At 34.5% G+C, this 12,718-nt stretch carries 12 protein-coding genes and 1 riboswitch; of the genes, 6 read left to right on the top strand and 6 right to left on the bottom strand.

Annotated features, from left to right (window positions below; translation table 11 throughout):
- Window positions 1–149: 149 nt before the first annotated feature.
- From fur to QA612_RS09280, 5 genes are all read right to left on the bottom strand, one after another.
- Window positions 150–599, bottom strand: coding sequence for a ferric iron uptake transcriptional regulator (fur, locus tag QA612_RS09260; protein ID WP_278283510.1), 450 nt, complete (start codon window positions 597–599; stop codon window positions 150–152).
- A 216-nt stretch (window positions 600–815) separates the two neighbouring features.
- On the bottom strand, window positions 816–1,457 hold the full coding sequence (gene spoIIM / locus QA612_RS09265) for a stage II sporulation protein M (RefSeq protein ID WP_278283511.1): 642 nt from the start codon (window positions 1,455–1,457) through the stop codon (window positions 816–818).
- Window positions 1,458–1,631: 174 nt separating this feature from the next.
- Complete coding sequence (locus QA612_RS09270) at window positions 1,632–2,831, bottom strand: endonuclease Q family protein (RefSeq protein ID WP_278283559.1); 1,200 nt, start codon at window positions 2,829–2,831, stop codon at window positions 1,632–1,634.
- A 19-nt stretch (window positions 2,832–2,850) separates the two neighbouring features.
- Window positions 2,851–3,387 carry an NUDIX hydrolase gene (locus tag QA612_RS09275; RefSeq protein WP_278283560.1) on the bottom strand — a complete coding sequence of 179 codons (537 nt, stop codon included), beginning with the start codon at window positions 3,385–3,387 and terminating at the stop codon, window positions 2,851–2,853.
- 178 nt (window positions 3,388–3,565) lie between these two features.
- Window positions 3,566–4,663 (bottom strand): DUF3866 family protein, encoded by a 1,098-nt coding sequence (locus QA612_RS09280; protein WP_278283512.1) that lies wholly within the window; start codon window positions 4,661–4,663, stop codon window positions 3,566–3,568.
- Between the two features lie 126 nt (window positions 4,664–4,789).
- Between QA612_RS09280 and QA612_RS09285 the strand changes: the two genes are divergently transcribed.
- The 6 genes from QA612_RS09285 to QA612_RS09310 all read left to right on the top strand — a co-directional run bounded on the left by QA612_RS09285 (window position 4,790) and on the right by QA612_RS09310 (window position 11,836).
- The gene (locus QA612_RS09285) at window positions 4,790–5,704 is read left to right on the top strand and encodes an aldo/keto reductase (protein ID WP_278283513.1); all 915 of its coding nucleotides are present in this window, start codon (window positions 4,790–4,792) and stop codon (window positions 5,702–5,704) included.
- Window positions 5,705–5,970: 266 nt separating this feature from the next.
- Window positions 5,971–6,804: an undecaprenyl-diphosphatase UppP gene (gene uppP, locus QA612_RS09290; protein WP_278283514.1), complete on the top strand. Its 834-nt coding sequence runs from the start codon at window positions 5,971–5,973 to the stop codon at window positions 6,802–6,804.
- A 231-nt stretch (window positions 6,805–7,035) separates the two neighbouring features.
- Window positions 7,036–8,067 carry a permease gene (locus tag QA612_RS09295; protein WP_278283515.1) on the top strand — a complete coding sequence of 344 codons (1,032 nt, stop codon included), beginning with the start codon at window positions 7,036–7,038 and terminating at the stop codon, window positions 8,065–8,067.
- A gap of 12 nt (window positions 8,068–8,079) precedes the next feature.
- A complete protein-coding gene (locus QA612_RS09300; protein ID WP_278283516.1) occupies window positions 8,080–9,114 on the top strand; it encodes a TIGR03943 family putative permease subunit in 1,035 nt (344 codons plus the stop codon).
- Window positions 9,115–9,337: 223 nt separating this feature from the next.
- Window positions 9,338–9,439, top strand: a riboswitch (purine riboswitch).
- Between the two features lie 176 nt (window positions 9,440–9,615).
- Window positions 9,616–10,212 (top strand): xanthine phosphoribosyltransferase, encoded by a 597-nt coding sequence (locus QA612_RS09305; RefSeq protein WP_278283517.1) that lies wholly within the window; start codon window positions 9,616–9,618, stop codon window positions 10,210–10,212.
- A 103-nt stretch (window positions 10,213–10,315) separates the two neighbouring features.
- Window positions 10,316–11,836, top strand: coding sequence for an NCS2 family permease (locus QA612_RS09310; protein ID WP_278283518.1), 1,521 nt, complete (start codon window positions 10,316–10,318; stop codon window positions 11,834–11,836).
- 100 nt (window positions 11,837–11,936) lie between these two features.
- Here QA612_RS09310 and QA612_RS09315 read toward each other — a convergent pair whose 3' ends face one another.
- Entirely contained in the window at window positions 11,937–12,683 is a 747-nt protein-coding gene (locus QA612_RS09315; RefSeq protein WP_278283519.1) for an SDR family oxidoreductase, read from the bottom strand.
- Window positions 12,684–12,718: the final 35 nt, after the last annotated feature.

Genomic DNA, 12,718 nt, shown 5'->3' on the forward strand with positions numbered 1-12,718 from the left:
CACACCTTTACAAAATAAAAATGATTCTAGTAAAGAATATGACAGGGAAGACAAGTTCTATACCTTCTTGAAGCAATTTTACGAAAAATTTGATTAAAGATCGTAACAAAACAAAAAAACCTTACTTTTTTAAAGCAAGGTCTTTACATTTATTCTTCTTTCTTATCACGACAGCGATAACAAATGCCATGGAAAGTTAATCTATGATCTTTTATATAAAAATTCCATTCTTTTTCAACAACTTTTTCAACATCTTCTAGTAAATCCTCTTGAATTTCATCCACTGAACCGCATTCAATACAAACAAGGTGATGATGAAAGTGAGCTGCTCCTTCTTGGCGAAGGTCGTAGCGAGAAACTCCATCACCAAAGTTAATCTTATCAACTACTTTTAATTCGCTTAGGAGCTCTAAAGTTCTATAGACTGTAGCTAAACCAATTTCGGGTGATTTTTCCTTCACTAGCATATAAACATTCTCAGCACTTAAATGATCTTCTTCATGCTCTAGCAAGACTCTAACTGTTGCTTCCCTTTGCGGTGTTAGCTTGTAACTTTGTGAATGTAATTGTTTTTTTATTCTTTCAATTCTCTGCTCCATGATTTCCCCCCCAAAAAGCCGCTAATACTATGTACTAAAGGACTAAGTGACTTAGTATAAGCTCAACCAAGACGCTATTGTCACCTTACGGCTTGCCAATCGCCAAGTTTTCTTTATTATACTCTTTGGGAAAAAAGAGTGTCAAACGAGAATTATTATAAAATTATTTTTATAACGATTATCTTTTGATAACTAATTCAATTTAATCTTATATTATTAACCTATCCATTGAAATACTAGCCTTAAAATAGTTGGTGATACATATCCCTCATAAGCGGAAACGATTGCGATTAATATTCCTATAAACAATAAAAAGACGGAATAAGACAGAAAGTATTGAAAAATCGGTTCATAACCTCTACTAGTTATTTGTCTCCATATACGAATAGAAAATGAAGTAGCAACTGTAGTAACCATTACAAAAACAGGTATTAAAATAATGTTTTGAGGTAGAATTGCTAAAAATGATACAAGAAAGCCATCAAAGCCCATTTGATTGACTAAAAAGCCAACTGTAAAACCAACAACTAAACCCTTTATAAATAATAGTATAAAGACAATCGGTAAACCAATGACTGTTAAACCTAATACCCACATTACTCCAATATATTTACTATAATGAATGAATGTTTGAATAAATATGGCCGATGAACTAGCAAACTCCCCTTGTTCTACTTCTCTAAAAAATAAAGATAAATATGCGTATAAATCATTCTTTTGAGAGAAGCTCAAGCTATTTACAATAATAGCGCCAAAGATTACACCCATGACTAGTAATACAATTGTAAACATATAAATAGAACGGTTTTCTTCTATATGATTTATAAAAGATCTCTTAACTACACCCATACGTTTCATAGATACTTCGCCTCGTTTCATAGAAAAGTTAGCATGTATAAGTTTGGATTAAGATTCTATTGATTGATTTCTACCAATTCAATAGTCACCAGTTAAAACTAGTACCTTAACTTTTTGCTTATACCAAAGTCTATGAATCTATGAAGTATTCTATGACATAAAACATAGATTAAATTATATTAGTTTTCCATACGTACCTCCTCCCCCTTCTTTTAACGATAGTTTACCTAACCTCGCTTGGATTATTTGATTTGCCATTTTCTTTGGGACAACTTTTAATAATTCTTCTTCCTCTATTTCATGAATGATTTTCATTTCCGTTTTAAAAAGAGAAAGAAGCTTTTCAATCGTTTTGGAGCCACATCCAGGAATAAATTCTAATGGAACTTGATGAACATATGGCGGGCGATTATTACTACCAGCCTGTTTTTCTCCAAATAGCTGATACTGTTTTTCTGATAGCTCCATTATTCTATCGTAAACTCCACGAATAATTTGGCCTTGATGACCTTTTTCACAAATATTATTCTTATCTACATAAGAAGAGCAAACTTGACAGATCGTTTGATAATATTTCCCTAACTTTGGGTGTAGCCCTATATTTTTTGTGATTTTTCGACCATCTTCATTCATTATTGCCTTTCCTATTTCTCGAAATGTTGGGTTAGCTAACCTTAATATCTGGTGTTCTCTTCCAATTTTACTGGCTGAATGGGCATCTGAATTAGATAGAAAGGTGTAATTTTTTAATTCTATAAGCTTGTCCCCCATCTCTGTATCTGAACTTAGTCCAAGCTCGATACCATCGATAAGTGCTGGATCAAAAACCTCTTGTAAAGATACGTGAACCCCTTTACCATACAAGCTTTTGAACGGTGTAAATACATGAGCAGGTATGAACCATCCTCCAAGCCCTTTCACTACTTTTTGAAGCTCTATACCTGTTGTATAAATCCGTTGTGAGCTTAGCTGTATATTTTTCACTCTTTGTTTACACCATTGGGAAAAATACTTCATTATTTCTAACGTTGGAAAATAACATAAAATATGAATAGGTCCTTGAGAGGATTCATCATATATTTCTAACTCACATCCAAGGATTATTGTCACCTTATTCTGATAGCACACTCCCCCATCTACATATTCAAAAGCAAGGCCCTTATCAATTAATTCTTTTATTTCAAGTAATATTTCTGGTGAATGAGAGTCAATAACACCAATGATTTCCATACCTTTTTTGTACGAAGCTTCTTCTAAAATACGTTCTAAAGTTAAATTTTTAGACGCAGTAATTTTCACTGGTTTTCCTGACTTTGTTTGTCCAATATGAATATGTAAGTCCGTGTAATATTCCTTCCAATTATCTTCTTGCATACCATTCACCGGTCCTTAACTACTTTTTTTGCAGCAATAAATATTGTAATGCTATTATCGTTTTTGCATCGTGGATAGATTGATTTTTAATTAGTCTTTCTGCTTCGTCTAGTGTGACCTCAAAGCATTCTACAAATTCATCTTCGTCCAAATTTTCCGTCCCTTCACTTAACTCTTCTGCCAAAAATAAATAGATCAATTCATCAGCAAATCCTGGACTGGTGTAAAAAGAGCTTAAATCTGTCCATTTATTAGCAATAAATCCAGTCTCCTCCTCCAATTCCCTTTTGGCACATTCTAGTGGGTCTTCTCCTTTTTCTAATTTACCTGCTGGTATTTCGGCAATTACTTTTTCTAACGGCTTTCTATATTGGTTGACTAAAATTAATTTATTTTCCTCTGTCACCGCTATCACCGCTACTGCCCCAGGATGATTTACGATTTCCCGTTTGCTCGTCCCACCGTTTGGTAATGTCACTTCATGTAAGGATAAATCAATAATACGCCCCTTATAAATTAAATCCTTTTTGATTGTTTTTTCTGTAAATCGTTCCATCATTACATTCCTCCAGTTCTTTTATTCTTCCCTTTTTCATAATGATAAGCATATCAAAGTATGGACTTATTTTCACGAGGAGGATGGACATGAAGTGTTATCATCGACGGAATGGGATGGTTTTATCCGGTAAGTCATGGGAAATACGGGACTTTTTAAAGGAACAGTCGAAGCAATATCACACTTTACAGGAATGGTGCTCACTATCAAAATACCATTGGACAGCTGCGGCAATTCCTAAGAAAAAAAGAGGATCCTTATCTATCGTACGCCCCATAGATGTTAATGGGAAAGGAGATAAACGTTGAACTTCCTCTAAATATGGAGTGAGCTTCTCTTCTGATATAGTTTGCAAATCAATATAATCAATTTCTGATAAGAAATCTCTACTTTCTTTCAACCATTTATCTGAATAATTACCAACCGGAATAGGCACTACACTTTCTGTCAAGGTCAATTCAGTTAAAGGTGTTAGTGTATGGTGACTAATACCTTGGTGCCTTTCTCTGGAATCAGCTCCTGACATCCTCGGAATCCAAACTGGTTTACCACCTAAAGCACCAACCATATTAGCCCAATTCCCCTGAGCTAAGCCACTATATCCATAGTGAGAGTTACTTCCTACAACACCTGGTCCAAGCGTAATTAAAACCATTCCTTCACCAAATACTTCATTAATATATTGCAGGGCAGTAACAATATTAATTGACTCCTCTTGAGCTCCAAATGCTTGCCCAGTACTTATTGAAAAAAAAGAAGATTGTTTATTTAAATAGGAAAGGTGGCGACTCATAGCTAATGGCAAAGAAGCCTCATCGCTAAAAATAACTACAAGAGGTTCCTTTTCTTTGATAATTTTCATAAGGAAATAAACAATGGGTAGCATGCTATGTAATTCACATAAGAATACTTTTCTCCCCTCAAGCATTAACTTCTTTTGAAATAAAGAGTGATGTTTACTTTCTGGTGACTCTACCGTTAATAAACTATGTTGGTCGCTTAAGTACCTTGGTTTCATAATATGGCCGTGTTTTTTCTTTACTGATTCACCTACCATCGTTTTATCAACAACAGATCGTACAATATCCCATCCTCCTGTGCCTAATCCCAATACTGCTGCAGTTATATTTACGTTTACCCAGTCTCCTGGTATTACCTTTGGATGTAGCTTTCGATATAAAATCGCTTTCCCTATTCCACCACTTGTCTTCATTCGTATAATCTCGTCTGTTTCCTCTATAATTTCAGTAACCTGTACTCGTTCTTCTAATAGCACATTATCTCCCCCCATTTAAATTACTATATTCGTTTAGGTAGAATGAAATAACTAAGTATTTGAGAGTTTCTCTTAAGATTGGTACTATCTTGTTATAAACCTTTAAAGTTGAGAGGAGAATAGAATATGAAGCAAAATAAATTGGGGCACTCCAATCTATATGTATCAGAAATTGGATTTGGTTGTATGTCGTTAAAAGGTGACCAAATAAGTAACGAAAAAATGATTCATGAAGCTATCTCAAAAGGAATAAATTTTTTCGATACAGCAGATTTATACGAAAAAGGAATGAACGAAGAGTCTGTTGGTAAAGCGTTGAAAGATAAAAGGAAAGACGTTATTCTTGCCACCAAAGGCGGAAACGAATGGGGAGAAGGGATTGACGGTTGGCGTTGGAATCCTACGAAAGGATATTTAAAAACAGCTGTTAAGAAATCGTTACAACGACTAGGTACAGATTATATAGATCTGTATCAATTACACGGAGGAACGATGGATGACCCTATTGAAGAAACAATAGAGGCATTTGAAGAATTAGTACAGGAAGGTAACATTCGCTATTATGGTATTTCCTCCATTCGTCCAAATGTGATAAAAACGTATCTTGAAAAGTCTAACATTTCTAGTATTATGATGCAGTATAGTCTATTGGATCGCCGACCGGAGGAATGGCTTGACCTTATCGAAAAACATAACGTATCCGTCATTGCTCGAGGACCTGTAGCAAAGGGATTCCTTGCAAATAATTTTGAAAGAAAGCTTTCTAGTGATGGATATTTACAATATGCTGAAGATGAACTAAAGTCTACATTGGATCAATTGATAAAAGAGGCTGAAAAAAATAACCTGTCCTTGCAACAAATGGCTCTCCGTTATACTATTGATCATCCAGTTGTTGCTACAGCTATACCAGGTGCAAGTAAACTAGATCAGTTATTAGAAAATGTATCGGCAGCTAACGTTTCTCCGTTGTCTGAAGAGAAAAGAAAATACTTACAAAGCCTTACAAAAGAATGGGAATACAAGCAGCATCGTGAATAATTATTAAATAGTAAGTTATTTTAAGGGCGTCCATAGGTATGAGCTTTTGGAGACGCCCTCTTTCTTTTACAAGGCTACCTATTATAAGAGGTTTACACAACTCATTAAATGGATTAGCAACAACACAATAGGATATTAAATTTTTGTAAAAGCTTTTTAAAAGCATTCCACATTATAAAAAAATTTGATAGAATTGGAAGCAGTGTTAAGCAGTCCATACCTTATTTTAAATAATAATATCGCTACATAAGAAAGGAAGATTTTTTTTGACGTTAATAGAAGCTATCATATTTGGGATTGTCCAAGGTATTACAGAGTTTTTACCTATTTCTAGTACAGCACATATTGTCATTACCCAAATGGTATTCGGGTATACCTTCCCTGGATTATCTTTTGAAATATTTCTACATCTCGCTTCCGTACTAGCTGTTATGATTTATTTTTGGAAGGATCTTTTAAATGTTATCGTGGGCTTTTTTCGTTTTATTGCAAAACGAAGTTCAGACGATCGAACACAATTTTATTTTGGAATTTACATTTTAATTGCCACTGCAATTACAGGTGTTCTTGGAAAAATTTTAACAGATATGACATCAAGCTCAATAAAAACACCTCCCTTTATTGCAGGAGCATTAATTGTCACTGGTCTATCCCTTATTTTCATTGAACGTTTTCATAAAACTGGAAATAAAACAGAAGGGTCAATGACATTTGGGGACTCCGTTCTCGTTGGTCTAGGACAAACGATTGCTGTTTTTCCAGGAATATCCCGTTCAGGAGCTACTTTAGTTGTAGCATTATTAGCTGGTTTAAACCGTGAAACAGCTGTTAGATATTCCTTCTTATTAGCAATTCCCGTTATATTAGGATCCACAGTGCTAGCTCTTGATGATTTCTCTAGTGGAATGATTGGAAATCTTGGAACATTTAATATGATTGTAGCCTTTATTGTGACCTTTGTTTTTTCATTGATAGGTATCATTTGGCTTATTAACTTCTTAAAGAAGAGTAAATTAATTTATTTTGCTATCTACTGTTTTGTTGTTGCTATTCTTGTGTTTACTTTAATTGATCCAAATACGATTATGGAAGTTGAATAATCAAACGTATAAAGTTTTTCCAGTTACTTTTACAATAAAATAGTGTAAAATTATGAGAAAACGTCTGAATTTGTTCACAGGCGTTTTTCATTTGTGTAACAATTTATTTACGGCAATTTACCAACTCTTTATTCTCTGATACACTAATTAGCGTTAATCTATCAATTATGTTATATATCTATTAGTCTAATAAAGATCGAAAATGAATATATTTTAGTAGGAGATACCAACATGAAAACAAACAAGAAAATTTTCGGAGATTTACTAGGTTTCCTATTGTTGTTACTGTTTCTGATTTTATTTCTTATAAGCGACATTTTAAATGATAATCAACAAATAAATGATATATCCAGTAATTGGATTAATGTAAATACAATTTTTTTAAGTATTGTACTTGAGGCAATACCCTTTATTTTATTAGGTGTTTTCGTTTCCTCCTTAATACAAATTTATGTTTCAGAGGAAACTATTCAGCGTTTTCTCCCAAAGAATGCAATGGCAGCATTACTTCCTGCAGCTATGCTTGGTGCTATTTTGCCATTATGTGAATGTGCTATTGTCCCTGTTGTTCGTCGACTAATTAAAAAGGGAATGCCACTTCATGTTGGCGTAGTATTTTTAGTTGCAGCACCTATATTAAATCCAATTGTGTTCGCTTCCACTTATTATGCATTCAGAGGGGAGCAGACAAATGTAATCCTATATTCACGTATGGGACTAGCATTTGTTTTATCTATCATAATCGGTGCAATACTTTACTTTATTTTCCGGAAAAATACACAGCAATTGCGAGGGGATATTCCTCATACACATGAGCATCACGTTCATCATCATGGTCATGAAAAGCCAACTTTTATTTCAAGAATTCGCCAAACGTTATATCATGCAGTTGACGAATTTTTCATGATGGGTAAATATTTAATTATGGGTGCTTTTATTGCTGCCCTTTTCCAAACGTTCTTAGATCGTTCCATCTTAGAAACTATCGGAACAAACCCTTATTCATCTACCATTGTGATGATGACTTTTGCCTATTTATTATCCTTATGCTCAGAAGCTGACGCCTTTGTTGCTGCATCCTTCGGTAACCAATTTACTGACATGTCTAAAGTAGCCTTTTTAACATACGGACCTATGCTAGATTTAAAGAATACTTTTATGCTATTTGCTTTCTTTAAAGCTAGATTTGTAATCACCTTTATGATTACGGTCACTTTCATTGTATTCACTGCAGTTATGGTTCTATTTGGTTTAATTTTATAGGAGGGACCTTTCATGAAAAAAACATATGATCATTCATTCCATGCATATATAAAAGGAATTATTTTAATAGGTTTTGCCTTGCTTATGCTCGGACTTGTCTTATCAGGAAATCTAATCTACTATATTGCTCCAACGATGCATCCTTTTGTTTATTTCGCTATGGTAACCTTCTTTATATTAGGTATCATTCAAATTTTTCGAAGTACATCAAAGAAGGATGAGCATGACCACCATTGCAATTGTGATCACGATCATCAAATTAAAGGTCCTCCTTTAGTTAAATTGGGGATATACAGTATATTTATTCTACCAATTTTATTTGGATTTATTTTACCTGACAGAGCATTGAATAGCGATTTTGCAGCTAACCGAGGAATACAATATGGATCTGGCTTAACGATAACGCCAGCTTCTGCACAATCTAGTGAGATCATTGAAGATGATGATGTTGCTTCATCTCAGGTTTATGATGAGGAAGCTAATAATGATCTCGTAGATGAAGAAGTAAATAACTTATCACGTGCCGAAGCCTTTTTAGAAGATCCAGAAGCCTATTATGAAAGCCAAGGCCTTGGAAGTGAAGAAGACGATATTGAGCACTATCAAATTGAAGATTTATATGATCAAGATTGGTTTAACGATTTTTATAGTCAGTTTGCAGCAGAACTAGAACATGAGGATATTATTACTGTTACAGAAGAAAACTATCTAGATGTTATGACTGTGTTAGATCTATACTTAGATCGTTTTATAGGAAAAGAAATTGAAATTGTTGGATTTGTATTTAGAGAAGATGATTTCGACGATAACGAAATTGTCGTTGCACGCTTTGCTATGACCTGTTGTACTGCAGATGCTGGAGTGTATGGTACATTGGTTGAATCAAGCGAAGCAGATCAGTTTGATATGGATACGTGGGTATATGCCCGTGGAGAAATAATAAAAGGAGAATACATGGGCTTTCAAATTCCGATAGTAACAAATAGTATTTTAAGAGAAGTAGAAGAGCCAAGCACACCATATGTATATCCTAGCTTCAATAGATAAATAATTCTTTTGCTAAATTAATGCTTACTGTTGAAACCAAACCTCTAATTAAAACATAGGAGGTTTGTTTTTTTATGAATTTTCACTAAATTACTATAATTATGAGATAAATATAAGGTATTTAAAGGAAATTACGAACGTTTTTAAAAAAACCTTTCATTAAGTTCGGAAAAAAGTATTTCCTAGCTTTATTATTTATGCTATAATCAATCTCGTTCTTAAATATAATTTCATACATGACTCTCGTATAACTGTGAGAATAGGGCTCACGCGTTTCTACCAAACGACCGTAAATTGTTTGACTACGAGTGAATGACTCGAATGGATCTACTATTGGGCTGATAAATTCTGCTATTCTAGTATATTTTCCATTTTATGTTTAAAAAACTCGAGCCGATTGTTCACTTGTATTCAACATGCTGTGAACGTTCGTCTCGAGTTTTTTTATATTTATGATCTATTACTAATCTAGAATACTAATTTTTTTAGGAGGACTTAATCGTGAAATTACTTGAAGATTATATTTTAAAATACGGGACCGTTCTTTCTGATGGTGTGTTAAAAGTGGATGCATTTTTAAATCATGCTATTGATCCAAAATTGATGAAAGAAATCGGAAATTCATTTGCTGAAACCTTTCAGGATGAAAAAATAACTAAGATTGTTACTTTAGAATCTTCAGGCATTGCTCCTGCATTAATGACCTCTTTAGCAATGGATTGTGAATTAGTTTTTGCACGAAAAAGAAAGTCATTAACGATGGTTGATCATATGTATACAGCGAATGTGTACTCTTTTACAAAACAACAAAATAGTGAAATTTCTATATCGAAGGAATTTATTAATGAGCATGATAACGTATTAATCATTGATGATTTTCTCGCAAATGGTCAAGCTGCTCTAGGTTTAATTGACATTGTTAAACAAGGAAATGCTTCCATTGCAGGAATTGGAATCGTTATTGAAAAATCATTTCAACCTGGTCGTGAAAAACTGTTAGAAAATGGTTATCGTGTTGAATCTTTAGCACGAATCGCTTCTTTAGAAAATAATAAAGTTACATTTGTAAACGAAAATTCAAAAACAGTTTCACAATAAACAAATTGGATTCGATAGAAGTTATTGATTTTTAAAAACCAACATAAATTAATGTTTATGCTTAAAGGATCTTAAGCAAAGGCAAAAAAGGAGATTATGAATCATGTCAGAAAAAACTGTTCACTATCCATGGTTTAAAAAAGAAGATACAGATGCATTTTTTGCACTATTTCAAAACAACTTAGCTAACTTTGTTATTATTGCGGTAACAATGCTCGGTTTAGGGTTTCCAGCAAGTATTGTATTTGGAAAGGTAATTCCTGGAGCCGCTGTTGCTGTTATCTTTGGTAATTTATACTATGCTTACATGGCAAATCGACTAGCTAAAAAAGAAAATCGTACAAATGTCACTGCTTTATCCTATGGAATTAGTACTCCTGTTATGTTCGTATTCTTATTTGGGGTGTTAGTTCCAGCAAACGCATTAACAGGAGATCCTGAGCTTGCTTGGAGAATTGCATTAGCTGCCGCTTTTCTAAGTGGTGTGATTGAAGTTTTAGCAAGCTTTTCTGGAAACTGGATACAACGAAATTTACCTCGTGCAGCAATGCTTGGAGCACTTGCTGGGGTAGCCCTAGCATTTATTGCCGGGGAAATGCTTTTTATGACATTAGAGATGCCTGTTGTCGGTCTTTTCGTTCTAGCTGTCATTTTACTAGGGATAGTTGGGAAAGTCGCATTACCTTTTAAAATTCCTGCATCCTTGTTTGCCATCGTCATCGGTACAGTTCTAGCTTTTGGTCTAGGTTACGCAGATGTATCTGCCATTAACGAAGGATTAAGCAATCTTGGTTTTTACCCAATATTACCTTCACTAGCTGTGTTCGAAGGATTCCAATTTTTATTCGGTACGATGATTGCATTACTTGCTGTCATTTTACCAATTACGATTTATAATGCTGTGGAAACGATGAATAACGTTGAAGCAATGTCTGCTGAAGGAGACTCTTACGATGTTCGTGAATGTCAAGCTGTTGACGGTGTAGGTACAATGCTAGGTGCTGTATTCGGTGGTATGTTCCCAACTACTGTGTATATTGCATCTGTTGGATCGAAATGGATGGGTGCTGGTCGTGGTTATAGTATATTAAATGCTGGTGTATTTTTCATTGCTGCTATGTTCGGTATTATCGCAGCATTATCAGCTATTATCCCTGTAGCTGTCGTTGCCCCAATCTTAGTTTACGTGGGTATTTCCATGGTTTCATCGGCTTTTGCTACAAACGAGAAAAAATACTATATTGCAGTTGCAATCGCTATGCTACCTTACTTTGCAAACTACCTTATGACTCGTTTCAATGGAAACAATCCAGAAATGATTGCAAATCTTTCTGAAGGAATTGTTCCATTAGGTCAAGGAGCAATGTTTACAGCAATCATTTTTGGTGCTATTACCGTATTTTTAATTGACCATGAATTCCATAAAGCTGCTATTTTCTCATTCATTGCTGCCTTCTTAAGCTTTATTGGACTCATGCATGCACCTCAGCTTAGCTTTGGAGCAGCAAGTGAATTTGCCATCGGTTATGTACTAATTGGTGTATTCTTTGGAGCTTACTGGCTAAAGAATGTAAAAGTAACTGCACAAGAGAGAGAAAAAGTAAAAACGAATACTGCAGCATAAAATAATAAATGAAAAGGCTAGTGAGGATGGTTATTTACCTCACTAGCCTTTTTCCGTTCACTATTAAAATAAACGATTGATCACTTGTGCTACACCATTATTAATGATGATAAATCATTTTTCGAGTCATGCCACCATCCACCACTATATTTTCCCCTGTCACAAAATCGTTTTCTGGGTCTGTTAAATATAAACATGCTCTAAAAATATCTTCTGGCTTCCCGACTCTCTTTGATAAATGCTGATCATGATCCACCTTTCTTAAGGAATCATAATCACCAGTCATAATCCAACCAGGACTAATGGCATTCACTCTAATTTTCTTTTCTGCTAAGCTTGCAGCTAACGCATGTGTAAGTGCCACAATTCCTCCTTTCGAAGCAGCGTAAGCTTCCGAATGAGGTTCAGACATCGTTGCTCTTGTAGAAGCAATATTAACGATGGATCCACCTTCATTCATGAATCGTGAACCGTATTTTGAAAATAGAAATACACTACTTAAATTAGTATGTATAATCTTTTCCCAATCTGAAAAGGATACTTCATCAATAGGTGCAAACTTTGAAACTCCTGCATTATTGATAATCACATGAAGCGACTCTCCACGTTGCTTCAGGTAATCCATTACATGGAGTACATCTTGTTCCTTTGATACATCCCCTTTTATAAACGTTGCCTCTTGCCCCTTGTCCAATATGGATGCTTCAAGTTTTTTTCCTACCTTCTCATCAGTGTCGATTAGATAAACATGGGCGCCAATGTTGCTATACCCTTCTGCTAGAGCCTTTCCTATTCCGTTTGCTGCACCTGTTACTAGAACACTTTTATTGTTCCATTTTTTGACCAACTAAATCACCTCTTTTTAAGGTTGTCTTACTAATT

This window comes from Evansella sp. AB-P1, assembly GCF_029688925.1.
Taxonomy (GTDB): Bacteria; Bacillota; Bacilli; order Bacillales; family Salisediminibacteriaceae; genus Evansella.

Excerpts from the sequence above, each read along its gene's own strand:
- QA612_RS09285 (WP_278283513.1), top strand. The coding sequence starts at position 4,790 with ATGAAGCAAAATAAATTGGGGCACTCCAATCTATATGTATCAGAAATT.
- fur (WP_278283510.1), bottom strand. The coding sequence starts at position 599 with ATGGAGCAGAGAATTGAAAGAATAAAAAAACAATTACATTCACAAAGT.
- spoIIM (WP_278283511.1), bottom strand. The coding sequence starts at position 1,457 with ATGAAACGTATGGGTGTAGTTAAGAGATCTTTTATAAATCATATAGAA.
- QA612_RS09300 (WP_278283516.1), top strand. The coding sequence starts at position 8,080 with ATGAAAAAAACATATGATCATTCATTCCATGCATATATAAAAGGAATT.
- QA612_RS09275 (WP_278283560.1), bottom strand. The coding sequence starts at position 3,387 with ATGGAACGATTTACAGAAAAAACAATCAAAAAGGATTTAATTTATAAG.
- QA612_RS09295 (WP_278283515.1), top strand. The coding sequence starts at position 7,036 with ATGAAAACAAACAAGAAAATTTTCGGAGATTTACTAGGTTTCCTATTG.
- QA612_RS09270 (WP_278283559.1), bottom strand. The coding sequence starts at position 2,831 with ATGCAAGAAGATAATTGGAAGGAATATTACACGGACTTACATATTCAT.
- QA612_RS09310 (WP_278283518.1), top strand. The coding sequence starts at position 10,316 with ATGTCAGAAAAAACTGTTCACTATCCATGGTTTAAAAAAGAAGATACA.